Annotated in this window: 18 protein-coding genes; 10 read left to right on the top strand and 8 right to left on the bottom strand. The window is 59.7% G+C overall.

What is annotated here, in order from left to right; genetic code table 11:
• The first annotated feature begins 48 nt into the window (after positions 1–48).
• A complete protein-coding gene (locus tag DA915_RS24490) occupies positions 49–537 on the top strand; it encodes a DUF2867 domain-containing protein (protein WP_107677604.1) in 489 nt (162 codons plus the stop codon).
• On the opposite strand, the gene DA915_RS24485 is transcribed toward DA915_RS24490, so the two are convergent.
• The gene (locus DA915_RS24485) at positions 521–1,618 is read right to left on the bottom strand and encodes a TraB/GumN family protein (protein WP_107677578.1); all 1,098 of its coding nucleotides are present in this window, start codon (positions 1,616–1,618) and stop codon (positions 521–523) included. The genes DA915_RS24490 and DA915_RS24485 overlap by 17 nt on opposite strands.
• Before the next feature lie 80 nt (positions 1,619–1,698).
• Positions 1,699–2,646, bottom strand: coding sequence for a tyrosine recombinase XerC (locus DA915_RS24480; protein WP_077998708.1), 948 nt, complete (start codon positions 2,644–2,646; stop codon positions 1,699–1,701).
• Positions 2,647–2,767: 121 nt separating this feature from the next.
• Here DA915_RS24480 and DA915_RS24475 point away from each other — a divergent pair, with 121 nt between their 5' ends.
• From DA915_RS24475 to fdhD, 8 genes are all read left to right on the top strand, one after another.
• Positions 2,768–4,984: a primosomal protein N' gene (locus DA915_RS24475; RefSeq protein ID WP_060725472.1), complete on the top strand. Its 2,217-nt coding sequence runs from the start codon at positions 2,768–2,770 to the stop codon at positions 4,982–4,984.
• A 79-nt stretch (positions 4,985–5,063) separates the two neighbouring features.
• Positions 5,064–5,450, top strand: a complete 387-nt coding sequence (locus DA915_RS24470; RefSeq protein WP_003504963.1) for a phage infection protein — start codon at positions 5,064–5,066, stop codon at positions 5,448–5,450.
• 261 nt (positions 5,451–5,711) lie between these two features.
• A complete protein-coding gene (locus DA915_RS24465) occupies positions 5,712–6,278 on the top strand; it encodes a F0F1 ATP synthase subunit delta (RefSeq protein ID WP_192886654.1) in 567 nt (188 codons plus the stop codon).
• Entirely contained in the window at positions 6,278–7,807 is a 1,530-nt protein-coding gene (gene atpA / locus DA915_RS24460) for a F0F1 ATP synthase subunit alpha (protein ID WP_004443771.1), read from the top strand. Before DA915_RS24465 ends, atpA begins: the two co-directional genes overlap by 1 nt.
• Positions 7,808–7,837: 30 nt before the next feature.
• Complete coding sequence (locus DA915_RS24455) at positions 7,838–8,716, top strand: F0F1 ATP synthase subunit gamma (protein ID WP_107677576.1); 879 nt, start codon at positions 7,838–7,840, stop codon at positions 8,714–8,716.
• A gap of 23 nt (positions 8,717–8,739) precedes the next feature.
• A complete protein-coding gene (gene atpD / locus DA915_RS24450) occupies positions 8,740–10,194 on the top strand; it encodes a F0F1 ATP synthase subunit beta (protein WP_003504956.1) in 1,455 nt (484 codons plus the stop codon).
• 129 nt (positions 10,195–10,323) lie between these two features.
• A complete protein-coding gene (locus DA915_RS24445) occupies positions 10,324–10,734 on the top strand; it encodes a F0F1 ATP synthase subunit epsilon (protein ID WP_003492358.1) in 411 nt (136 codons plus the stop codon).
• Positions 10,735–11,088: 354 nt separating this feature from the next.
• Entirely contained in the window at positions 11,089–11,904 is an 816-nt protein-coding gene (gene fdhD / locus DA915_RS24440; RefSeq protein ID WP_080868362.1) for a formate dehydrogenase accessory sulfurtransferase FdhD, read from the top strand.
• A gap of 46 nt (positions 11,905–11,950) precedes the next feature.
• Here the strand turns inward: fdhD and DA915_RS24435 are convergent, their stop codons facing one another.
• The 5 genes from DA915_RS24435 to DA915_RS24415 form a co-directional block, all read right to left on the bottom strand.
• Positions 11,951–13,726 carry a methyl-accepting chemotaxis protein gene (locus DA915_RS24435; RefSeq protein WP_107677575.1) on the bottom strand — a complete coding sequence of 592 codons (1,776 nt, stop codon included), beginning with the start codon at positions 13,724–13,726 and terminating at the stop codon, positions 11,951–11,953.
• A 328-nt stretch (positions 13,727–14,054) separates the two neighbouring features.
• Positions 14,055–14,531 (bottom strand): chemotaxis protein CheW, encoded by a 477-nt coding sequence (locus DA915_RS24430; RefSeq protein ID WP_003504949.1) that lies wholly within the window; start codon positions 14,529–14,531, stop codon positions 14,055–14,057.
• A gap of 265 nt (positions 14,532–14,796) precedes the next feature.
• The gene (locus tag DA915_RS24425; RefSeq protein ID WP_107677574.1) at positions 14,797–18,957 is read right to left on the bottom strand and encodes a translocation/assembly module TamB domain-containing protein; all 4,161 of its coding nucleotides are present in this window, start codon (positions 18,955–18,957) and stop codon (positions 14,797–14,799) included.
• A 45-nt stretch (positions 18,958–19,002) separates the two neighbouring features.
• Positions 19,003–20,928, bottom strand: coding sequence for an autotransporter assembly complex family protein (locus DA915_RS24420; RefSeq protein WP_107677573.1), 1,926 nt, complete (start codon positions 20,926–20,928; stop codon positions 19,003–19,005).
• 175 nt (positions 20,929–21,103) lie between these two features.
• Positions 21,104–21,355: a YMGG-like glycine zipper-containing protein gene (locus DA915_RS24415; RefSeq protein ID WP_003504940.1), complete on the bottom strand. Its 252-nt coding sequence runs from the start codon at positions 21,353–21,355 to the stop codon at positions 21,104–21,106.
• Positions 21,356–21,727: 372 nt separating this feature from the next.
• On the opposite strand from DA915_RS24415, the gene hemA reads away from it, so the two are divergent.
• Positions 21,728–22,945, top strand: coding sequence for a 5-aminolevulinate synthase (gene hemA / locus DA915_RS24410; RefSeq protein WP_003504938.1), 1,218 nt, complete (start codon positions 21,728–21,730; stop codon positions 22,943–22,945).
• Between the two features lie 35 nt (positions 22,946–22,980).
• Here the strand turns inward: hemA and dxr are convergent, their stop codons facing one another.
• Positions 22,981–24,174 carry a 1-deoxy-D-xylulose-5-phosphate reductoisomerase gene (gene dxr / locus DA915_RS24405; RefSeq protein ID WP_107677603.1) on the bottom strand — a complete coding sequence of 398 codons (1,194 nt, stop codon included), beginning with the start codon at positions 24,172–24,174 and terminating at the stop codon, positions 22,981–22,983.
• Positions 24,175–24,270 lie beyond the last annotated feature (96 nt).

The raw sequence follows: 24,270 nt of genomic DNA, 5'->3' as shown, positions 1-24,270 counted from the left end.
AAAAAGAGGAAGGTGGCCCTTGTCGCATGGTGCGGCCGGGGTTCAGGAATGCAGGATATCGAAGACATATTGCCGGGCGCAGACTGGCGGGATCGCTATCAGGGAGAGATGGTGACGCCGGAGCCGTCATCACTTGATGTGAGCAGGCTCCTTCTCGATCATCCTCCGGCGTGGATCAGCAGCCTTATGGCGCTTCGAAACCGTGTCGTATCGCTTTTCGGTTTAAGAACGGTCGAACTGGCGGCTGGCACGTCGGCGGGCGGTTTTCCCGTTCTTTCTTCCACCCAGGAGCGGACAGTGCTTGGCTTCGACGACCGCCATCTCGATTTCCGGATCGTTGTCGATCTTGAAGAGAAGGGGAACGGCCAGATGGTTATTGTCACCACCATCGTCAGGCGCAAGAACCTGTTTGGGCGGCTCTATCTTCTTGTCGTCGGGCCGTTTCACCGCCGCATCGTACCAGCGACGATGCGGCCCTTCTGCTCCAATGTCCGGCCCGTCAGCATCGGGCGTGAGCGGGTCAGTCAACCCGCGTGAGGGTGAAACCCTGGGCGCGCAGAAGTTCGACGACGCCTTCCTCACCGGGCAGATGCAGCGCGCCGACGGCCATGAAGACATTGCCCTTCGCAAGCTCTGGGGCTGCCCGTTCCGCCATGATGTGGTTGCGGTCGGTAATGATGCGCTGTTCGAAGGCGGCATAACCCTGTTCGTTTTCAGTCGCGGCCTTCTTGGGATCGAGGCTTTTCAGCATGGGCATGGTCATGCCGATATCGCCGGCCACGTAAAGATCGGTCATGGTCGTCATCACGTCATCCATACGCTCACCGAGTTCCAGCGTCTCGATCAGCGCCTGAAGATGAAATTCCATCGGCAGTTCGGACATGGCCGTCAGCTGCTCGACCATGGTCTCCAGCCCGACAAGGCGTTTGCCGTCCGCAATCGCATCCTCGGCCAGCTTCTTGTCCAGAAAGGAAAGGCCGGTCGCCTTGCGGGCGAATTCGCAGGCGGGAAGGGCGACGAAGCTCGAAAGCATCCACGGCTTCATCCGCGAAACGGCATTCAGCGGGATGCCGCGTTCCTTGAGGCCTTTTTCGAGGCGGGCGACATTATCGGGCGACAGAATGTCGGTGATCGATTTGCCATCCAGAAACATGGTGAGCTCAGGCTTGCTCAGCAGCGAAGTCGCGACCTTCTTGTCGTCAACGATTTCGTCCGATTCCACGATGACAATCGCGGCTTTTTCAAAGGCGGGGCTGGCGGCGGCCGGCATTTCCAGAACACGCGGATCGGTGACATGCATGGTGCCGAGAAGATAGGACGGGGCCGTGCCTGCCTTTTCGATACGCCAGAAATTACCCTTGCCGTTCGGGATCGCGGCTGCTTCCTGTTCGATCTTTGCGAAGCCTTCAGGATCGGTCTTGCGCATTTCCACGAGAATGTCATTGCCCGTGCACGTGATCTGCTGCTCTGCTGCTTCCGCTTGCCCCAGCGAAAGCAGGGTCATGAGCAGGATTGCAACGGCGGTGACATGCAGGGCCGCCAGCAGCCAGAGCAGGGCATCGCCGGTCTTGCCCATCAGGGTGGCGGTGAGATTTTGTGGTCTTATCAGGCTGTGCATCGGTCCAATCCGGTTGTCCTTCGCTTATAGAACGGCGGCTTGGATGTCTGGTTAATGATTATGGTTAACCATTTCCTGCTTCATGCGCGTGGGTGGGCATTGTCGTAGATTTCCAGCAATCTTGCGGTATCGACACCGGTATAGACCTGTGTGGTGGAAAGGCTGGCGTGGCCGAGCAGTTCCTGAATGGTGCGCAAATCCCCACCGCCGGCCAGAAGATGGGTGGCGAAGGAATGGCGCAACGCATGTGGCGTGGCGTTTTCCGGCAGGCCGAAAGCGCCGCGCAGCTTCTGCATTTCCCGCTGGATGATGGCGGGCTGCAGCTTGCCGCCGCGTGCGCCGAGGAACATGGGCTCATCCGCTGACAGGGCATAGGGGCAGAGCTTCTTGTAGGCGTCGACCGCTTCCGTCACCACCGCCAGCAGGGGCACGATCCGCGTCTTGTTGCCCTTGCCGGTAATGCGCAGGCTGCGGGCACCGGGTGGGAAATCAGATGGCGTAAGACCCAGCGCCTCGGAAATGCGCAGGCCGCAGCCATAAAGCAGTGAGAGGACTGCCGCGTTGCGGGCGGCGATCCAGGGCTCTTCGTTCAATTGCGCCTCGGCAGTGGTGATTTTCAGCGCCTGCCGGTCGGTCAGCGGTTTCGGCAGGGATTTCGGCTGTTTTGGCGCGCGCATGGCAGTCGCGCCAGCCGCGTTGACGAGGCCCTTTTTCTGCAGGTGGTGCAGCAGGGAGCGCAAGCCGGCCAGATGCCGGCCGAGCGATCGCGCGCCCGCACCCTCCTTGCGCCTGTTGGCCAGAAAAGCGCGAAGGTCCACCGGACGCAGATCGGCTATGTCGCTTATAGCTGCGGGCTTGCCGATGTAACCGGTGAGGAAGGTCAGGAACTGGCGGGTGTCGCGCTCATAGGCTTCGACGGTATTGTCCGCAAGTCGGCGTTCGCCGGCAAGGGCGGTGAGCCAGGACTGGCGCTCGTTCAGGAGATCGGGTTCAGCAAATGTCAGGATTTCGGTCACACGGCGCTCCATTCCATGTCTCGAAACTATGCGCTTATGATCAGCATTTGGTTAAGAGGTGGACTTTGCAAGACGCGCCCACTACATCCGGGCGGTTTCCTTTTTCCTGTCGCCGGGGCATGGTCGCCACATCATGGCAAAAGATTCGTCCGATCTGTTTGGGGCTCTGTTCGACCCGCCGTCGCCCACGCGCACGGTGCCCGTTCTTGTGCCCATGCCGGCGCCCGGGCCCTACAGCTACGCCGTGCCTGAAGATATGGTGGTGGAAACCGGTTCCGTCGTTCAGGTGCCGCTTGGTCCCCGGCAAGTCTTCGGTGTGGTGTGGGACGATGCCGGCGAAAAGGGTGTCGATCCGAAGAAGCTGCGGCCCATCACCAAGAGTTTTGAATGCCCGCCGCTGAAGGCGGAGATGCGCCGCTTCATCGATTGGGTTGCCGCCTACACGCTTTCTCCGCCCGGTCTTGTGGCACGTATGGCGCTGCGTGCGCCTGCCGCCTTCGATCCCGAACCGATGATCGAGGGGCTGCGGCTGACCGAAGGCAGGCCGGAGCGCCTTACCCCCGCCCGCGAGCGGGTGATGGAGCTGGCAGCCGAAGGGCACGGATGGACGAAGAGCGGGCTTGCCCATGCCGCCGGCGTCTCGACCAGTGTCATCGATGGTCTTGTGAAACAGGGCGTGTTCGAGACGGTTTTTCTGCCGGCGCCGCCTGTCGTCGCCGAGCCCGACCCTGATTATGTGGAGCCGCGCCTGGAAGGCCCGCAGAAACAGGCCGCTTCGGAGATACTTGAAGATGTGCGCAAGGGTGGTTTTCACGTCTCGCTCATCGATGGCGTGACCGGTTCAGGCAAGACCGAGGTCTATTTCGAGGCGGTGGCCGAGACGCTGAAGCAAGGCAAGCAGGTTCTTATCCTGTTGCCGGAAATTGCTCTGACGGCAGCCTTTCTCGAGCGTTTTCAGGACCGCTTCGGCGCAAAACCGGCGGAATGGCATTCGGACCTGTCACCGCGCATGCGTGAAAAGGTCTGGCGGCAGGCCGTCACTGGTGAAGTGAAGGTGGTGGCCGGTGCGCGTTCGGCGCTTTTCCTGCCTTTCGACAATCTCGGTCTCATCATTGTCGATGAAGAGCACGACCCGGCCTACAAGCAGGAAGACCGCGTCTTTTATAATGCACGCGATATGGCCGTCGTCAGGGCGCGGATCGCCGAGTTCCCGGTCGTGCTGGTCTCGGCCACGCCTTCGGTGGAAAGTCAGGTCAACGGCAGTTCGGGACGTTATAACACCATTCACCTGCATACGCGTTTCGGCGATGCGGCGATGCCGGACCTGCATCTTGTCGATATGCGCCGCCATCCGCCGGAAAGGGGAGGGTTTCTCTCACCCGTCCTGCTGCGTGGTATCGGCAAGACGATCGAAAAGGGCGAGCAGGCGTTGCTGTTCCTCAATCGCCGTGGTTATGCGCCGCTGACGCTCTGCCGCGTCTGCGGCCACCGTTTCCAGTGCCCGCAATGCTCCAGCTGGCTGGTGGAGCACCGCTTCCGCAATCAATTGCAGTGCCACCAGTGCGGCCATAGCGAGCCGACGCCCGATCATTGCCCGGAATGCGGCACCTTCGATCATCTGGTGGCCTGCGGTCCCGGCGTGGAGCGCATTGCCGAGGAGGTGGAGAAACATTTCCCCGAGGCTCGCACAATCGTGCTCTCGTCCGATCTCATGGGCGTCAAGAGGTTGCGTCTGGAGCTGGAGGCCATCGTCAAGGGCGAGGCGGATATTGTCATCGGCACGCAGCTCGTTGCCAAGGGGCACAACTTTCCCCTTATGACGCTCGTCGGCATTGTCGACGCCGATCTTGGCCTTGCCAATGGCGATCCGCGTGCGGCGGAGCGAACCTTCCAGCTGCTTTCGCAGGTCACCGGCCGCGCCGGACGTACGGGTTTGAAAAGCCACGGCCTGTTGCAGACCTATCAGCCGCAGCATCCCGTCATGCAGGCCATCGTTTCTGGCGATGCCTCGGCCTTCTACGAACGGGAGATCGTGGAGCGGGAAAAGGCTGTTTTGCCGCCGTTCGGGCGCCTTGCCTCGATCATAGTTTCCGCCGATACGCGCGGGGAAGCGGAAACCCATGCACGTGGCTTGAGGGCCGCGGCCCCCCAGGTTACCGGCATCATGCTGCTCGGCCCGGCGGAAGCGCCGCTCGCGCTCATCCGCGGCCGCCACCGTTTCCGCCTCCTGGTGCACGGGCGGCGCAATTCCGACATGCAGTCTTTTCTTCGTACATTGCTGGCCAATGGTCCGAAGGAGCGGGGCAGCGTGCATGTGCAGCTCGATATCGATCCGCAAAGTTTCCTTTGAACTTCGCCGACGAGGCGTTTTCCCGCTGTCATGACCGTGTCATAACGCAGCAGGCAATCAAAATGATTTGGGGAACGAGATGGAGTTTTATTTTCCCGCCGAGTTCGGCGAGCAGCTGGCCTTTGGCGCGGCGGTGGTATCGGCCGTGATGGGCCTTTTTTTCATGTTTGCGCCGGGCATTACGCTGCGTGCCTTCGGTCTGCAGCCGGCCGGTGAGCGCAGGGACGGTTATGCGCTCGTGCGTTCGTCGCTTGCGGGGTTCTATCTCGGTTTGGGCGCCGCCGCCCTGCTTCTGGCGCAACCAATGGTCTATCTCGCCTTTGGTGCGGCATTCGGCCTTAGCGTGTTCGGCGGCATTCTCTCAATACTGTCAGATGGTGGCGCAACCATGCGGAATTTCTTACTTCTGGTTGTACACTTTCTGCTGTCCGCACTCGCGTTGAGCTACGTCTTCGGGCTGGTCTGAGGCGGGCTTTTTGGCTTTTGTGCCGCACCAGAGCCGCATCCTGAGCGAAATCGGAAAATTTAAACGCATTCCCCCTTGCCCAAACGGCGCTTTCCGCTATTACGCGTGTTGCGAGTCCCGGCGTCCTATGCTAGACGGACCGCGAAATTGGGAAAAGGCAGGGGGGAATTCCGGTCTTTTTCGGGGAAATTGAAACGATTTCAAGAATTTGATGCGGTGGAGCCCCATCGCTGATGGTCTTGGACGATTAGCAGGGAAAAAGTGCCCGTGGCAGAGACCTCCCAGGGAACATCCGGTGTAGCGGAAAGGTATGCGTCGTCGCTTTTCGAGCTTGCTTTGGAAGCGGGTGCGGTCGAAGCGGTTCAGGCCGAACTGGACAAGTTTGGCGCACTTCTCGACGAAAGCGACGATTTGAAGCGTCTGGTTGCGAGCCCGGTGTTTTCCGCCGAGGATCAGTTCAAGGCAATCGCCGCGATCTGCGAAAAGGCCGGTATCTCCGGTCTCGCTCTGAATTTCCTCAAGGTTGTTGCGAATAACCGCCGTCTCTTTGCCGTTCCCGGCATGATCCGCGCCTACCGCACCATCGCTGCCGCCCACCGCGGCGAAATCACCGCCGAGGTTACCTCGGCACATGCGCTCGACGAGGCGCAGGAAACTGAACTGAAAGCGGCGCTGAAGAGCGTTACCGGCAAGGATGTGACGATTTCCGTTACCGTCGACCCGTCGATCCTCGGCGGCCTGATCGTCAAGGTCGGCTCTCGCCAGATCGATACGTCTCTTCGCACCAAACTTTCCACCCTTAAGCTTGCACTGAAAGAGGTTGGCTGATGGATATCCGCGCCGCGGAAATTTCCGCAATTCTGAAAGATCAAATCAAAAATTTCGGCAACGAGGCGGAAGTCTCCGAAGTCGGTCAGGTGCTGTCCGTCGGTGACGGTATCGCCCGCGTCTATGGCCTCGACAATGTTCAGGCCGGCGAAATGGTCGAGTTTCCCGGCGGCATTCGCGGCATGGCGCTCAACCTCGAAGCCGACAATGTCGGTGTGGTTATCTTCGGTTCGGACCGTGACATCAAGGAAGGCGACACCGTAAAGCGGACTGGCGCTATCGTTGACGTTCCCGTCGGCCCGGAACTGCTCGGTCGCGTCGTTGACGCGCTCGGTAACCCGATCGACGGCAAGGGCCCGATCAATGCCGCCAAGCGTTCGCGCGTGGACGTCAAGGCTCCCGGCATCATTCCGCGCAAGTCGGTCCATGAGCCGATGTCGACCGGCCTCAAGGCTATCGACGCGCTCATCCCGGTTGGCCGCGGCCAGCGCGAGCTCGTCATCGGCGACCGCCAGACCGGCAAGACCGCGATCATTCTCGACACGATCCTGAACCAGAAGGCCATTCACGACAATGGTCCTGACGGCGACAAGCTTTATTGCGTCTACGTTGCTATCGGTCAGAAGCGTTCGACTGTTGCCCAGTTCGTGAAGGTTCTGGAAGAGCGCGGCGCACTGCAGTATTCGATCATCGTTGCTGCGACCGCTTCCGATCCGGCTCCGATGCAGTACCTTGCTCCGTTTGCCGGTTGCGCCATGGGCGAGTACTTCCGTGACAACGGCAAGCACGCTCTCATCGGTTACGACGACCTTTCCAAGCAGGCTGTTGCCTATCGTCAGATGTCGCTTCTGCTGCGTCGTCCTCCGGGCCGCGAAGCTTATCCGGGCGACGTTTTCTACCTTCACTCCCGTCTTCTCGAGCGCGCTGCAAAGCTCTCCGACGAAATGGGCGCAGGTTCGCTGACGGCTCTGCCTGTTATCGAAACCCAGGGTAACGACGTTTCGGCCTTCATTCCGACCAACGTGATCTCGATCACCGACGGCCAGATCTTCCTTGAAACCGACCTGTTCTATCAGGGCATTCGTCCGGCCGTTAACGTCGGTCTGTCGGTTTCGCGCGTTGGCTCCGCCGCCCAGATCAAGGCGATGAAGCAGGTTGCCGGCTCGATCAAGGGTGAACTTGCCCAGTATCGCGAAATGGCCGCCTTCGCCCAGTTCGGTTCGGACCTCGACGCTTCCACGCAGCGCCTGCTCAACCGCGGCGCCCGCCTGACCGAGCTTCTGAAGCAGCCGCAGTTCTCTCCGCTCAAGACGGAAGAACAGGTTGCGGTGATCTTCGCCGGCGTCAACGGTTACCTCGACAAGGTTCCGGTCGCGCAGGTCGGCAAGTTCGAGCAGGGTCTGCTCTCCTACCTCCGGTCGGAAGGCAAGGCGATCCTCGACACCATCCGCACGGAAAAGGCTATCAGCGACGATACCAAGGGCAAGCTTAAGGGCGCTCTTGATAGCTTCGCCAAGTCTTTCTCGTAATCAGGGCTCTTTTACTCGGACGGATAACGGATGCCTTCACTAAAGGATCTGAAAAACCGCATTGCCTCCGTAAAGGCGACGCAGAAGATTACCAAGGCGATGAAAATGGTCGCCGCGGCGAAGCTTCGGCGCGCCCAGGAAGCTGCGGAGGCCGCCCGGCCTTATTCTCAGCGCATGAGCGCCGTTCTTGCCAACATCGCCAAGGCGGTCGAGGCGGACGTTGCTCCGGCGCTGATGACCGGCACCGGCAAGGACGACGTGCACCTGCTCGTCGTCTGCACGGCTGAACGTGGTCTTTGCGGCGGTTTCAACTCGCAAATCGCCCGTTTTGCCCGCGATCACGCCCGCAAGCTGATTTCGGAAGGCAAGACGGTCAAGATCATCACGGTCGGCAAGAAGGGTTACGACAGCCTTCGCCGCGAATTTGCAGCCAACATCATCGAGCGCATCGAACTGCGCGAAGTGAAGAAGGTCGGTTTTGAAAACGCCGACCAGATCGCCAAGAAGGTGATCTCGCTCTTCAACGCGGCTGAGTTCGATGTCTGCACGCTGATCTATTCGGAATTCAAGTCCGTCATCAGCCAGATCCCGACCGGCCTGCAGCTTATTCCCGCCGCAACGCCTGTTGTGGAAGAGGATGCCGCGACGCAGAGCGCCGTCTACGAATATGAGCCGGATGCGGCTTCTATTCTGGAAGACCTTATTCCGCGCAACATTTCGGTTCAGGTTTTCCGGGCTCTGCTCGAAAACGTTGCCGGTGAAATGGGCGCCAAGATGAGCGCGATGGACAATGCAACGCGCAATGCCGGTGAGATGATCAACAAGCTGACGCTTTCCTACAACCGTCAGCGTCAGGCTCAGATCACCAAGGAACTCATTGAAATCATTTCGGGCGCGGAAGCGCTCTGAGGTAAGGAAAGAGGGTAAGGATAATGGCTAAGGCAGCTACCCCCAAGAAAACCGCAGCGGTGAACGGCGCGGGCAAGGTTACCCAGGTTATCGGCGCTGTTGTCGACGTGGCGTTCGAAGGCGAACTGCCTCCGATCCTGAACGCGCTCGAAACCGAGAACAACGGCAACCGCCTCGTTCTGGAAGTCGCGCAGCATCTCGGCGAAAACGTCGTCCGCACGATCGCCATGGACTCGACCGAAGGTCTCGTCCGCGGTCAGCCGGTCAGCAACACGGGCGCTCCGATCGAGGTTCCGGTCGGTCCGGAAACGCTCGGCCGCATCATGAACGTCATCGGCGAGCCGGTTGACGAAGCAGGCCCGATCGTTACGGCCAAAAAGCGCGCCATCCACCAGGATGCGCCGTCTTACGTCGAGCAGTCGACCGAAGCACAGATCCTCGTCACCGGCATCAAGGTCGTCGACCTTCTGGCTCCTTACGCCAAGGGCGGCAAGATCGGCCTGTTCGGCGGCGCCGGCGTTGGCAAGACGGTTCTCATCATGGAACTGATCAACAACGTCGCCAAGGCGCACGGCGGTTACTCGGTATTCGCCGGCGTGGGTGAGCGTACCCGCGAAGGTAACGACCTCTACCACGAAATGATCGAGTCCAACGTCAACAAGCTTGGCGGCGGTGAAGGTTCTAAGGCAGCTCTGGTTTACGGCCAGATGAACGAACCGCCGGGCGCCCGCGCCCGCGTCGCTCTGACCGGTCTGACGATCGCTGAAAACTTCCGTGATGAAGGCCAGGACGTTCTGTTCTTCGTGGACAACATCTTCCGCTTCACGCAGGCTGGTTCGGAAGTGTCGGCTCTGCTCGGCCGTATTCCGTCGGCCGTGGGCTACCAGCCGACGCTCGCCACGGACATGGGCCAGATGCAGGAACGCATCACCACCACGAACAAGGGTTCGATCACCTCGGTTCAGGCGATTTATGTTCCCGCCGACGACTTGACCGACCCGGCGCCGGCCACCTCGTTCGCGCACCTTGACGCAACGACGGTTCTGTCGCGTTCGATCGCTGAAAAGGGTATTTACCCGGCTGTTGACCCGCTCGACTCCACCTCGCGCATGCTCGACCCGATGATCGTCGGCGAAGAGCACTACGAGGTTGCCCGTAAGGTTCAGTCGACCCTGCAGCGCTACAAGTCTCTTCAGGATATCATCGCCATCCTCGGCATGGACGAACTGTCGGAAGAAGACAAGCTGACGGTTGCCCGCGCCCGCAAGATCGAGCGCTTCCTGTCGCAGCCGTTCTTCGTTGCTGAAGTCTTCACCGGCTCGCCGGGCAAGCTCGTCGCGCTCGAAGACACGATCAAGGGCTTCAAGGGCCTGGTCAACGGCGAATACGACAACCTGCCGGAAGCTGCTTTCTACATGGTCGGTTCGATGGAAGAAGCCATCGAAAAGGCGAAGAAGCTGGCTGCCGAGGCTGCCTGATCATGAATTGGCGGGCGCGTGGTTCTACCGCGCGCCTTGCCGACAATGGTGGCGAAAGCGGAACGGCTTTGCCTACGTTGGAAAAGACAAGTCCGTGACGCCCGCGTAATTGAAAAGAAGTGAATAGCCATGGCTGACAGTTTCAAATTCGATCTCGTTTCCCCGGAGCGTCTGCTCGTTTCCGAAACGGTTACGGAAGTCGTCATCCCGGCTACGCTGGGTGAAATGACCGTTCTGGCCAATCACGCGCCGACGATGACCACGATCAAGCCGGGTCTGGTAACGGTGAAGTTCGCTTCCGGTGAGACCCATAAATATGTGGTTTTCGGTGGTTTTGCCGATATTCTGCCGACCGGCTGCACGCTTCTCGCCGAATCCGCGGTTTCGGCCGATGACATGTCTCCCGACACGCTGCAGAAGCGTATCGATGCGGCCAAGGCCGAAATCGAAGAGGGCAATCATCACCACGAGCATCTGACCAAGCTTGAAAAGCACCTTTACGAACTGACGAACCTGCATGAGGTTCTCGTCGCTGCTTGAAAGCACCGGGCGGGTTCGAAAGAATGACTGCCCACAAAAAATTCAAAACAGAAAGCGGCCGTTTCGGTCGCTTTTTTGTTTTGGGCTAGTGTCTGCCACTTTATCCAAGCGAGAAATGCCCGTTTCCGCGCATGAGCCCGTCCGTCAGCTCGGCTCGGGCTTCGGAATGTTGCTAGCGAATTACGCCGGCGATTCACGGGCAGACAATGGGTAAAGCAGGGATAGTAAAGCGCCTTCAATAGATGCACTCGGAAACCGATTCCGATTTTCGTGGCTATAGGTTAAATGTGGTGGCCGGAAGAAGTGCTGCTTTGGGATCCTTAGCGAGACGAGGCAGATTTTCGTCATGGAGGAGTGATCAGCGTGTCGGCAGAGGCAAGTTACCGAAGGGTCGCAAGAACCGCTCTGCGGGAAGGGGCCATAGTCGAGGGCGAGCGGGCGGTGCCCGAGGAGGTGCCGGTTGCCTTTTCTTATGGCGGCAGCACCCATGCCGTGATGATGGCCAGCCCCGCCGATCTTGTCGATTTCGCAATCGGTTTCAGTCTCACGGAGGGCATCATATCCACCAGGGCGGAAATCCGTTCCATTGAAGTGATTGAGGCCGGGCAGGGTTTCGATGTTCAGGTGGATTTGCAGGATGCCAACGCCGATGCGCTGAGGGCAAGACGACGGCATATGGCGGGCCCGGTCGGATGCGGTCTTTGTGGCATCGAATCCATTGAACAGGCAGTCCGCGTGGTACCGGATCTGAGCGGCGCGGAAGTCTCCGTTGATGGCAATGACATCGTTGCGGCGGTGAAAGCGCTGAACGGGGCGCAAAGCCTCAACCGCGAAACGAGGGCAGTGCACGGCGCGGGTTTTTACAATCCTCAAGGAGGGCTGCTTGCCGCCCGAGAAGATGTCGGCCGCCATAATGCACTCGACAAGCTCGCAGGTGCGGTTATCAACGCGAACCTATCTCCCGATGCGGGCATTGTGGTGGTCACGAGCCGCCTGTCGGTGGAAATGGTCCAGAAGACGGCCATCCTTGGCTGCCCCATTCTGGCAGCGATCTCCGCGCCCACCGCGCTCGCCATTGAAACGGCTGAGAGCTCGGGTATCACGCTTGTGGCGCTGGTGCGGGGTGAGGATTTTGAAATCTTCACCCGGGCGGATCGTATCATTCTATAACGTTGAGGCCGCCGTTTCCCGGCGACCTTCCGGCTTCTGAACGGGCCTAGAATTCCGCCCATTCCGCTGCTGCGTTTCCGTGAGACCTTGGCGCGGCGGCATATCGAGGCTGCGGCGCGGGAAGTCTGGTGACGACGGCAGGCTTTTTGTCCGCCGGGCGGGCGGGTGATGCTGATGCTTCGTGTGATATTCTGAACTGCCGCAGCAACTCGTGCAGATTTTCCGCCTCGGTGGCGAGGCCGTGGCTGGCGGCAGTGGTTTCCTCCACCATGGCGGCGTTTTTCTGGGTGGCCTGATCCATGACGTTGACGGCCTGATTGATTTCCCGCAGACCATTCGCCTGTTCGCGCGAAGCTTCAACGATGGCCGAGACATTGGTGTCGATCTCGCTCATCTGTGACTGGATATCCCGCAGGGCGCCGCCGGTTCTGCCAACCAGATCCACGCCATTGGCGACCTGCTCGCGAGAGGTGTTGATGAGGGATTTGATTTCCTTGGCCGCAACGGCGGACCGTTGGGCGAGTTCCCGGACCTCCTGTGCCACAACGGCGAAACCCTTGCCCGCTTCCCCGGCCCGGGCAGCTTCGACACCCGCATTCAGGGCCAGAAGATTGGTCTGGAAAGCAATGTCGTCAATGACGCCGATGATGTTGGTGATTTCACCCGAGGACCGAGAAATCGCGTCCATGGCGGAAATTGCCTGCTGGACGATGTCGCCGGAATGTTCGGCATGTTCTCTCGTTCGCAGCACCAGTTTGCCGGCCTCGCCGGCGCGCTGGCTGGCATCGGACACGGTGGTGGTGATTTCCTCCAGTGCGGCTGCGGTTTCTTCCAGCGAGGCCGCCTGCTGTTCGGTGCGTTGCGAGAGTTGATCGGCGGCGATGCGGATTTCGCCTGAGCCGGAGGCGATTGTCGAGGCATTGTGGGCAATGGTCTGCATGGTGGTCTGCAGCTTGGCGACGACCTCGTTGAAGTCCGCACGCAGCTTTTCCATGCTGGGCACGAAGCTGTTGTCGAGGCGCTGCACAAGATCACCCTCGGCCAGTGCCCGCAGGGCATCGGCAAGCACGCTGATGGCGCTCATGCGCGGCGTGACGTCAGTGGCGAATTTCACCACTTTCACCACCTTGCCGGCTTCGTCCAGCACCGGATTATAGGCGGCCTGGATCCATATTTCCTTGCCGTTCTTTCCGTAGCGGACAAATTCATCCGAGATGAATTCCCCCGCCGCCAGTCGCGGCCAGAAATTGCCATAGGCAGGCGAGGCGGCATAGGCCGGATCGCAGAACATGCGGTGGTGCCTGCCCTCGATTTCCTTGACGTCGTAATTTACCGTGGCGCAGAAATTCGGATTGGCGGTGATGATGGTGCCATCGGGCAAAAACTCGATGGTCGCCTGGGAACGGGAGAGCGCCTCCAACTTGCCGGCATCGTCTACAGCCTTGATCTTCTTGGCGGTGATGTCGGTGGCGATCTTCACGACCTTATAGGGTTTGCCCGAACGGAAAACCGGGTTGTAAGAGGCCTCGATCCAGATAACGGAGCCGTCCTTGCGGATACGGCGATATTCCTTGGCCTGGAACTCGCCGCGGGCGAGAGAGGTCCAGAATTCCTGATAGGCGCGCGACGCGGCGAGCTCGCCGTCGCAGAAGATGCGATGATGCTTGCCGACGATCTCGGCGAGATCATAACCCAGCGCCGTGCAGAAATTCTTATTTGCAGTGAGAATGTTACCTTTGAGATCGAATTCTATGACCGCCTGTGATCTCGATATGGCATCGAGCATATTTTTATTATCTGCGCTTTTTCCTAACCCCAGCATTCCACGTCCCCCAAAATCAGCCCACGGCGCGGCTAGCCGCACAGGACATGCGGTCCACGTCGTATCATGTTGAATAACGAACAGGTTTTGCCGCCGAAGGCAGCAATGCAGGCACTTTTGTCTCTTCGCCTTGGTCAGGTATCGGCCCGCGTGATAGTCGTGCCGGCGCGATATTGATCTACGGCTTTTAATATTAGATATCCATAATATTAAAATGTTCTTATTTAATAAAGCAGCGTAAAGGAAAAACAAAACCGCCGGGCGGATGCTCCGGCGGTCTGGATTGATTGATAGTTTTCGTCTGGCAAGGCCAGCGGAAAAGGCCTGATTAGGCGGCGAGGTCTTCCGCTTCGGTTCCCTTGAACATTTTTGCGAGGTTCAGGAAGCAGATCATGCCGTGTTCGTTGGCAATGATGCCTTCCGAATACGACTTGTCGAAGGAGGCCGAGATCTCCGGAACCGGCTGAACCTGGTTTGCCGGGATCGTCAGAATGTCGGAAACGCGGTCGACCAGCATGCCGATGACCATGTTGTGCACTTCCGCCACCACGATGGCGCTTCTCTCATTGGCGACGGTGCTTTTCATGCCGAGCTTGTGGGCCAGATCGATGATCGGAATGACAGAGCCGCGCAGGTTCATGACGCCGATAACGTCTTTCGGCGCGTGGGGAATGGGCGTCGAAGGCGCCCAGCCGCGAATTTCGCGGATGGTCGTCGTCTTCACGCAGAATTCCTGATCATGCAGGCGGAACGCGATGATTTCGAGCGTCTCACCGCCAAAATTGGTAGAGTTAATCATTGCCATCAGAATTCTTCCCAATGCTCGCTGTGGAGGCCGGCGCAAGTGCACCGACACTTGCATATGCGGATTTGGCGTTCTGCCTGGTGCCTGAACAGCCGGAAACAATATTTCCGTCTTCAATGGAAGATTCGTAGCATGAGATGGTTTCGCAAACCTAAATGCGAAGCGGCCCTGGAGTGTTTTCGCTTTTCTTCGAATTGCGAAAATACTCTCTTTGATTTTACGCATTGTCCGGACGTAAAACCGCTACGCACTTTTACTGGAAATACTAATATTCCTTCTCGTAAAATATGCCGGCTGCGCCTTCGCCATCGCCGCCCGCTTCCCCGCGCAATTTCACGCCCCGCCCGACATCGAGGTTGATGATGGCTTTTGCGCCGGACTCGCCGCTTTGCTGCAGTTCGAGATAGGTTCTTTCGTTCAGATATTTACCGGCGGAAACGCGGGCCTGCCCCTCGGAGTCGGTCGAAATATCGAGATCGTCGACGCCGAGATTGCTTCTGAGCTTGTCGAACAGCGAGGTGGAGCGTCCGCCTGCCAGCTGGGCGGCGGCATCGGCGAGCCTCGCGATCTGCAGAGCCGAGAGTTTCGACATGGACTGGCCGAAGATCAACTGTGCCATCACCTCGTCCTGCGGCAGGGCGGGCGCCGAGGAGAAAGCAAAGGTCGGATCGTTGGCAGTGCCGGAAACGGACACGGTGATAGTCGTTGAGCCGACCGTCGAGTCCGCCTTCATATCGAGGACCGGAACGAGGCCGCCACCAAAACTGATATTGCCTGTCGTGAAATCGAGGCGGCGAGTGAGGATTTCGAGCCGGCCACGGCGCATTTCAAAGCCACCGGAAATGACGGGAACGGCTGCCGTGCCACGGATCGTCAGATTACCCGTGAGTTCCGCATCGATGCCGCGGCCGCGCACGAAGATACCGCTTGGTGCATTCACCTGCAGATCGAGATTGATGGTGGACGAGCTGCCGCTTCCGCCTTGGTCAGCCCCGAGCGCTTTGGCCTGCGCGCGCACCTTTGGTGGGGCGTTCTTGTGCTTGACATCGATCTCCGTCAGCGAGGCCGGAAGCTTTTCCGGAATGGTGATGGCGCTTCTGTCCAGCGTCAGATTGCCACCCAGCACGGGGGAATTCAGCAGCGGGCCTTTCAGCGTCAGCGTGCCGCTTACCACCGTCGTCACCAGCGTGCCGTCATTATAACCGGCGCGATTAAGCGTGATCGATATATCGGCGGGGAAACCCGAACCGCCTGATATGCCGACGCTGCCGGTTCCCGAGATCGTTCCACCGCCCGCCAGCTTGCCCGTCAATCGGGAAATGACGGCGCGGTCGCGGTCGAAGGTGATGGTGGCGCCCAGATCGTTGATGGTCAGGTTCCTGCGCACGTCGGTCAGGCGCGTACCATCGGTGGTGATGCTGCCGGTCACGACGGGCGCGGAAGCGCTGCCGGAAATCTTCACATCGATGGCGGCGGTGCCATCCACATCGAGGCCCTGCGCTGCGGTTTGTGCCGCGACGGCGGAGAAGGGCAGCCTGCCGGAAAATGCCATTGAAAGCGGACGATTGCCGGCGATGCCGAGCGAGCCGCCGCCGGAAAGTGACATGCCGCCCTGGCCGGATACATTGGTGTCGATCTGCAAGGTGCCGCCGGCGAAACGGCCATTCGCCTTGATGCCGAGCGCCGCGAGCCCCGCTGCGCGTGTCTGCGCGACCTCGGCATTGGTCCAGTTCAGATTGTAATCGACCGCCGGATTCGACGCCGCACCCTTGGCGCTCACCGTACCGGAGATACTGCCTGCCGCATCCAGCCCGGTGGCGAAGGCATTTGCGAGACTGGCGGGCAGCGAACGGATATCGGCATTGATGTCGAGCGTTGACCCGGCGGTGCCGTTGACCTCGACCCGTCCTTCACCCGTGATGATGGTCAGACCGGAGATGCGGGCCGTGCCGTTCTGGATGGCGATGGTGCTCGGTTTTTCAAGCCGTACTGCAATGCCCTTGGGCGCGGCGGAAAAGGCGTCAATCCGCACCGCCATCGGCGAACCACCGGTGTCAGCGCTGCCCTTTACCACCAGCGGCGCGTTGTCGTAACGGCCGTTGACGTCGAACTGTGTCGTCGTGCCGGAATGGCCGATGGTGGCATTCAGGCCTGATATCACGGCGGCGCCGGCATTGACGCTATCGGCGCTGACCTTGCCATTGATGGCGAGAGCCTGAAGGTCATCGATGGAAATATCGGCGGCGAGCTTGGAGATCGTTGTCGTGCCCTGGCGGATGCTGCCGCCATTGGCCTTTATCGTCGCGGCGATCCGGCCATTGGCGTTGCTCAGCGCGATTTCGCCGGCAATATCGCCATCCGCCTGCTGCGCGGCGAGTGCGGCGAGCAGCGCAAGATCGGGGAAATTGAAGGAAAGATTGCCCGATGGCAGGAACTGCTGCGAGAATTGCAGCTGCCCATTCAGGATATTCCGGCCCACCGCCACGTGCAGCTCGGGCATCGCCGTGCCGTTTTCGGTCTGCACTACATTGGCATTGGCGTCGATCTTCTGCCGGTCGAGACTGCCGCTGGCGGTGATTTTTGCCTGAGGCGCAGCCGGGTCGGCCTTGCCTGTTGCATTGACCTTCAGCGCTTCCAGCGTGCGTCCGGCAAGGATGGCGCTTTCGGAACTCAGGGTGACGTTGAAATCCGGTGCGGCAAGCGCACCGCTGGCCTCGATTGCAAAATCGGCGACGCCCTTTGCCTGCGGCGTCAGTTTCTCGAGCGCCGGAAATTTACCCGTCAAGCTGGCGCTTAATGCCTCGTTTTCGAGGCTGACATTGCCCGTGGCTTCGATCGTTCCCGATTTGACGACAAGGTTTTCAACGCTGGTGCGTCCACCGATCGTCAGGTCGATATCGCCCTGGAGGGCGATGGTCGTATCGAACTTTTCCGCGAGCGCCGGTGGAAGGGTAGCGGGCAGTGCGAAGAGCTGAATGCCGGAGGTGAGGCGATTGCCGGCGAGATCGAAACTGCCGTTCAGCGTGCCGCCGACACTGGCGCTTTCCAGCGTCGCGCCGTCGAAGCCGATGGCGGAAGAGGTGAGGCGGAGCGGGGCCTTGATGGTGAGTGGCGCACGCACCAGCCGGTCGATATCCGGGCTGACGAAGGACGATTGCGCCACGGACAGGACCGTCGCGATCGTGCCACTGCGGTTGGCGACGTTGAGATCGGCGCTTTCGGCCGTCAGCTTGACATCGTCAAGCCGGCCTTGCGGCAGGGAAAGGCTGCGCAGCGATACGGTCGTGTTGAGATGCGCGGCCTCCGCTCCACCCTTGAGGGAAAGATCGAGGCCGTTGATGAGAGCCTGAACCTCGCCATTCTCCAGCGGCCAGCGAAAATCCACGGGGCCGGCGGTGCCGATGAGATTGGCGGCAAGATCATTTTCACCGTTCGGATCGACGGAGCCTGATGCCGTCAGCAGCAACGTGCCGGTCTCCAGCGTGCTGCTACCGATTTCGATGCGGCCCTGCGGCGAAAGGGTTGCATTTGCATCGAGCTTCGTCTCGCCGGCAAAAAGCTGGCGGAAGGCCGGGGGCAGAATCAGGTCCGGCTGGCCACCGCCCGTAATTTCGATACGGCGTGTGCCATCATCACCAAGAAGGTGGCGGCCGGTCACATTGACGACGGGGTTACCGGCGACATTGCCGCGCAGGGTGCCCGTCCAGTCTGAAAGCGGGCCTTCACCGTTGAGGTCTATCGCCACCGCAGGTGTGCCGGGAAGCGAAAGCAGCGTGGCGAGAAGCCCGCCCTCGGGCTCCTTCATCTCCGCTTTCAGCTTCAGGACGTTCTCATTCGGAAGGAAAGCAACGTCGGCGTTAACCTCCGCATCCGGTGCATTCAGCCGGTGGGCCGTGAGCGACAGCCTGATGTCGTCCCGGGCGGCCTTGAGGCTGCCTTCAGCGGTCAGGTCGAAAGGGCGGCCGAGAAGTGATTGTCCAAGGCTGATATCGGGAAAGCTGAAATTGTCGACGGCGACTTCGATCGGCAGCGAGGAATTGCTGGAGCTCTTGGTCGGCGTCTGCTCTGACGCAAGCGGTTTACGCTCGACATCGATCGATCCGGCCGAGACGCGGTCGGCATGGAAGGTACCGGCAAGCAACGAAAGCGGCGACCAGTCGACGGCGATCTGGTTCACGCGGGCATAGGGGCCCTGCCGGTCTGAAAGGGTGACATTGTCGAGCCGAAGGCGACCGGTCAAAAGGCCGCTCGGGGGAGAAATCTCGATCACCTGATCGGGCGTGGAAACGAGTGATGAAATCTGCGTTGCGGCGATCCTTGCGCCCATCGGCGTAAGACCGACGAACAGAACCGCGAGCAGCACCAACACCACGCCGAACAAAGCAGCGTAGCCCAGCCATTTCAGCAATCGAATCAACATTTTCATAAAGGGTAATCTACACTCTGTTGCAAGGGTGTTCGACTGCGGCGTTTAAAAAGACTGGCCGATGCCAGCATAAATGCCGAAACTGTTGCCACCATCGTATTTTTCAAGCGGCATGGCGACATCGAGACGCAGAGGCCCGAAGGGTGTCGCGTAACGCAGGCCGATACCGGCGCCAGCCCGGATATCGGAAAAATCGGGTGTCACTTCATCCGAAACAACACCCGCATCGATGAAGGGCACGATGCCGATTGTATCGGTGACCTTGATGCGGGCTTCGATGGAGCCGACCACATAAGAACGGCCGCCCGTCGCGTCGCCAGCGGCATTATACGGCGATATTTCCTGATAGCTATAGCCACGCACCGATCCGCCGCCACCCGCATAAAAGCGCCTTGTGGTGGGAATGTCCTGCAGATCGCTGCCGCCGACGAGCACGCCGCCGGAAAGCTTTCCGGCCATGATCAGCCGGTCTTCGGCGCCAATCCCCTTGTAGCCGGAGATGGAGCCTTCAAAAGAGGAAAAGAAGGTGCCGTTCAGCGCTTCATAGCTAGGCTTGGCGGCCAGCGATGCGCGGAAGCCTTCGGTGGGGTTGAGCTTGTCGTCGCGTGTATCACGAACGAATTCCAGCGGTATGGAGGTGGTAAGGTATTCGTTCTTGCCGAATGCGTCTTCGGTATCGGCCCATTGCACCTCGAGACCGGCCGCCGCAGTGTCAGTGTCGTTCAGCTCGTAGGCGAAACCGGCTGTGCCCGTCACTGTCTTGGCGTCGTATGTATCGGGGTGTTCGGTCTTGGCAATCAGGCTGGTCTTGAAGGTGGTGCGCGGATTGAACATGCCGGGTTTGGTGAAAGTAATGCCCGCCGAATAATCCATGCCTTCGACGCTTGATGCTTCGGCGATGCGCGAGACAGAACCTTCGATACGCAGCGATTCTGCCTGTCCGAACAGGTTCCGGTGGCCCCAATAACCCTGAAGGCCAATGCCTTCCGTGGTGGAGTATTGTGCGCCGACGCCGAAATAGCGGTGTTTGCCTTCTGAAACCTCGATGGTGAGCGGAATGGTGCCGTCGCGCGCCAGCGTTCCCGCTTCCTTGATCGTCAGGCTGGAAAAGACGCCCAGCTGGCGCAGCCGGTCGGCGGCCTTGCGCAGTTTTTCCGGCGAATAGGGCTCGCCGCCATTGAGGCGCGAATAACGGCGGATGAAATCGCCATCGACGGTTTTTTCACCTGTTACCGTCACCGTGCCAAGGGGCGCCACGGGACCGCCTTCGGCCCCCATGGTGATATCGACCGTGTTCGTCGCGTGGTTGGCGACAGCCTCTCGTTTCGTCAGCTTCGCAAGCGGCCGGCCTTCGGCCTTCAGATCATCGATCAGCTTGTTGCTGGCGCGGATGATGGCCAGAGAACCGGCGTCGCCCCCGGTCGTCAGGCCATATTCCTCAAGGTTGCGGCCGGTCACATCGCCTTCAAGCCTGACATTGCCGAGTTTGAAGACCGGGCCGGGCGTTACCGTGATCACCACGGGCACCGGAGCGGAATGATCGAACACCGGATTTGGCGGCAGGCTATCCACATCCTTGCCGGCGACGGTGACCTTGACGATGCCGCCATAACGGGCGTTTTCATAAAGCGCCGCAATCAGCCTGTCCCTGTCGTCTCTTGCCTTTATCAGAAGGCCAAGATCGCCTGAGGCCGGCTTTTCCTTGTCCGCCAGGAGAAGCGAGCTGTTTTCCAGGCTGTCTTTCAGGGATTTGTCGGCGTCCTGGGCATCAAGCGTGACGGCGTATTTGACCGGATTGATAACCTCGACCTCCGGTTCTTCCGAACCCCAGAGGCGCATGCCGAACAGTTTGAAGGCGAAGGCGTCACGGGTAAACGCCGGATACAGGGCGAACGTCACAGCAACCGCGAGAGCGGTGCCGGCTTTCCGATACGCAATACCTGTCTTCGGGTTAGTTCGTGTTCTTCGCATAAGCTGCTTTATGGTTGAGCCTTTATTGTCGCCCTAACCCGTTTCCTGTCCGTTAACATTGCAATTTAATCATAAATAAACGGCTTTGAGGACCCTCCGCCCCGTCTTTTGCCCGCCATAACGCAAAAAGCCCCGGATGACCGGGGCTTCTGTGCAACGGTATTTCGCGAAGCGATTAGCGGCAACGTGCCGTGTAACGCTGACCGTACTGGTCGCGATAATAGCAATAGCCCGGCTCGGAAGCATTGCCGATCAAAGCACCGCCGACACCGCCGATCGCTGCGCCAACTGCCGCGCCGCGAACATTACCCGTGATGGCTCCACCAATAACAGCGCCGGAAACGGCACCGATCGAAGCGCCCTTTTCCGTCTGCGTGCAGCTTGCAAGCGACAGGCCGACGAGCGCAAATATGATTGCCTTTTTCATGAAACTCTCTCCAACGTTACAATGAGCTCTTCGGCTCGGTAGGCGTCCCATATTTATCTGCGGCGACTGCTACCTCCGACCGCCACAGATAACTAACAATTCGATGTCGTTTAGGGAAGCCTCATCTTCCAGGCATTCCTGCGAGCGTAAATCGATTGTGTGCCAGACAACGGCGCGGTGCGAAAAAGGTTCCAAATCTCGCGGTTTTTTGATGTGAATCAATTTTGTACTTTTCATCAGCGTCTATAAACGGTTTATTGGAATGGTTCAAAACAACGGCGAATTGACGCAGACGTGGTTAAAGCAGCTCGCAAGGGTTGACGGTCCCGGTGTCGAGGCAGAAAAACGATCTGGTCAATTCTGGAGCATGGCATGGACTTCGAGGCATTTTTCACAACGGAACTGCAAAGCCTGCATTCTGAGGGACGCTATCGCGTTTTTGCGGATATCGAACGCCAGCAGGGCAATTTTCCCCGCGCGACACGGTACAACGCCAATGGCGAACGCAAGGACGTAACCGTCTGGTGTTCCAACGACTATCTCGGCATGGGCCAGAACCCGAAAGTCATCGAAGCCATGAAAGCCGCTATCGATCACTGTGGCGCGGGTGCGGGAGGCACCCGGAATATTTCTGGTACCAACCATTATCACGTCCTGCTTGAACAGGAACTTGCCGACCTCCATGGCAAGGAATCGGCGCTGATCTTCACCTCGGGTTATGTGTCCAACTGGGCCACACTCGGCACGCTCGGCCAGAAAATTCCGGGCCTGATCATTTTCTCGGATGCGCTCAACCACGCATCGATGATCGAAGGCATCCGTTATGGCCGTTGCGAACGGGTGATCTGGAAACACAACGATCTCGAAGATCTCGAAGCCAAGCTCAAGGCTGCCGATCCGAACGCGCCGAAGCTGATCGCTTTCGAATCCGTTTATTCCATGGATGGCGATATCGCGCCGATCAAGGAAATCTGCGATCTGGCCGACCGTTATGGCGCCATGACCTATCTCGATGAAGTTCATGCCGTCGGCATGTATGGCCCGCGCGGCGGCGGCATTGCCGAGCGCGAAGGTCTCATGGATCGCCTGACGATCATCGAAGGAACGCTCGGCAAGGCCTTCGGCGTTATGGGCGGTTATATCACCGGGTCCACGGCGGTCTGCGACTTCATCCGCTCCTTCGCCTCCGGCTTCATCTTCACGACGGCCCTGCCGCCGTCGCTCGCCGCCGGCGCGATCGCCTCGATCCAGCATCTGAAGGCAAGCCCCTTCGAGCGCGCCCGCCATCAGGACCGGGTGCGCAAGCTGCGCGGTCTTCTCGATGCACGCGGCATTCCGCATATGGACAATCCCAGCCACATCGTGCCTGTCATGGTGGGTGATGCTGCCAAGTGCAAATGGATTTCGGATATCCTGCTCGACAGTCACGGCGTCTATGTGCAGCCGATCAACTATCCGACCGTGCCGCGCAAGACCGAGCGCCTGCGCATTACCCCGACGCCGCTGCATAGCGATGCCGACATCGAGCATCTCGTCGGCGCGCTGCACCAGCTCTGGTCACATTGTGCACTGGCGCGTGCGGTGGCGTGAGGCCGCAGTTAAGATAAAAGAAGACCGGGCCGCGTTTACGCGGCCTTTTCTTTTGTGGCGATCAATTCACGGGCGTGACGACGGGCTTCCTCATCCGCTGCGAAGACGTCTTCGATGGTGTCGGCAGATCGGCCGTCATGCATGCGGTCCATGACCGTTTCGACGATCTCGGCCATATCCAGAAAACCGATGCCGCCCGCGACGAAGGCGTGAAAGGCGGTCTCTTCGGCGGCATTTAGGGCTGCGCCCTGCAAGCCGCCGCGCTCCAGCGCCGTGCGGGCCACACGGATCGCCGGGAAACGGGCTTCATCCGGCGCTTCGAAATCGAGCCGCGCCAGTTTTGCGAAATCCAGCCGCTCGACATTCAGATTGCCGCGTTGCGGATAGGTGAGGGCATAAGAAATAGCGGTGCGCATGTCGGGAGAGCCGAGCTGGGCGATATACGAGCCGTCGGTGTAACCCACCATCGAATGGATGATCGACTGCGGGTGGACGATCACCTCCACCTGATCGGGCCTGAGATCGAAGAGATATTTCGCCTCGATCATTTCCAGCCCCTTGTTGAACATCGAGGCGCTGCCGATCGAAACCTTCAGCCCCATCGACCAGTTGGGATGGGCGCGGGCGATATCCGCCGTGACATTGGCCATCTCGTCGCGCGACCAGGTACGGAACGGCCCGCCGGAGGCCGTCAGCACGATGCGCTCCACGGCCTGCTTATGTTCGCCCGTCAGGCACTGGAAAATTGCGCTGTGCTCGCTGTCAACGGGGATCAGCCGGCCGCCGCCCTGCTTGACCGTACGCAGAAAAACATCGCCCGCCGAAACCAGGCATTCCTTGTTGGCGAGCGCTATATCTGCACCGCGCCGTGCGGCTGTCAGCGTCGGCGCGAGACCGGGGGTTCCGGCAATCGCCGCCATTACCCAGCCGGCATCCATCGATGCCGCTTCTTCGAGGCCGGATTTGCCCGCCGCAACCTCTATGCCGCTGCCGGCAAGGGCCGATTTCAGCGCTTCGTATTTGTCGTCTTCAGCCGTGACTGCCAGCCGCGCGCCGAATTCCCGCGCTTGTTCCGCAAGGAGAGCAATGTTGCCCGCGCCGGTCAACGCCGTGATCTCGAACGCGTCGCGGCCACCCAGCTGACGGACCACATCCAGCGTGCTGGTGCCGATCGAACCTGTCGAACCCAATATTGTCAGCTTGCGTGGCATTTCACTGGCATCCGTCATTTTCAGTCCGTCGGTCGTTTCCGGTTCGCACCTCTTGGTGCCTGTCATTCTCCCGAAATCGTTACGCACTTTCGGGCAACATGCATTAGCCTCTAC

This window comes from Agrobacterium sp. LAD9, assembly GCF_003031125.1.
GTDB lineage: Bacteria > Pseudomonadota > Alphaproteobacteria > Rhizobiales > Rhizobiaceae > Agrobacterium > Agrobacterium radiobacter.
This window is presented reverse-complemented; position numbering and strand designations above follow the sequence as displayed.

Coding starts and splice junctions, on each gene's coding strand:
- DA915_RS24490 (WP_107677604.1), top strand. CDS start 49: ATGCAGGATATCGAAGACATATTGCCGGGCGCAGACTGGCGGGATCGC.
- DA915_RS24485 (WP_107677578.1), bottom strand. CDS start 1,618: ATGCACAGCCTGATAAGACCACAAAATCTCACCGCCACCCTGATGGGC.
- DA915_RS24480 (WP_077998708.1), bottom strand. CDS start 2,646: ATGGAGCGCCGTGTGACCGAAATCCTGACATTTGCTGAACCCGATCTC.
- DA915_RS24475 (WP_060725472.1), top strand. CDS start 2,768: ATGGCAAAAGATTCGTCCGATCTGTTTGGGGCTCTGTTCGACCCGCCG.
- DA915_RS24470 (WP_003504963.1), top strand. CDS start 5,064: ATGGAGTTTTATTTTCCCGCCGAGTTCGGCGAGCAGCTGGCCTTTGGC.
- atpA (WP_004443771.1), top strand. CDS start 6,278: ATGGATATCCGCGCCGCGGAAATTTCCGCAATTCTGAAAGATCAAATC.
- DA915_RS24455 (WP_107677576.1), top strand. CDS start 7,838: ATGCCTTCACTAAAGGATCTGAAAAACCGCATTGCCTCCGTAAAGGCG.
- atpD (WP_003504956.1), top strand. CDS start 8,740: ATGGCTAAGGCAGCTACCCCCAAGAAAACCGCAGCGGTGAACGGCGCG.
- DA915_RS24445 (WP_003492358.1), top strand. CDS start 10,324: ATGGCTGACAGTTTCAAATTCGATCTCGTTTCCCCGGAGCGTCTGCTC.
- DA915_RS24435 (WP_107677575.1), bottom strand. CDS start 13,726: ATGCTGGGGTTAGGAAAAAGCGCAGATAATAAAAATATGCTCGATGCC.
- DA915_RS24430 (WP_003504949.1), bottom strand. CDS start 14,531: ATGGCAATGATTAACTCTACCAATTTTGGCGGTGAGACGCTCGAAATC.
- DA915_RS24425 (WP_107677574.1), bottom strand. CDS start 18,957: ATGAAAATGTTGATTCGATTGCTGAAATGGCTGGGCTACGCTGCTTTG.
- DA915_RS24420 (WP_107677573.1), bottom strand. CDS start 20,928: ATGCGAAGAACACGAACTAACCCGAAGACAGGTATTGCGTATCGGAAA.
- DA915_RS24415 (WP_003504940.1), bottom strand. CDS start 21,355: ATGAAAAAGGCAATCATATTTGCGCTCGTCGGCCTGTCGCTTGCAAGC.
- hemA (WP_003504938.1), top strand. CDS start 21,728: ATGGACTTCGAGGCATTTTTCACAACGGAACTGCAAAGCCTGCATTCT.
- dxr (WP_107677603.1), bottom strand. CDS start 24,174: ATGACGGATGCCAGTGAAATGCCACGCAAGCTGACAATATTGGGTTCG.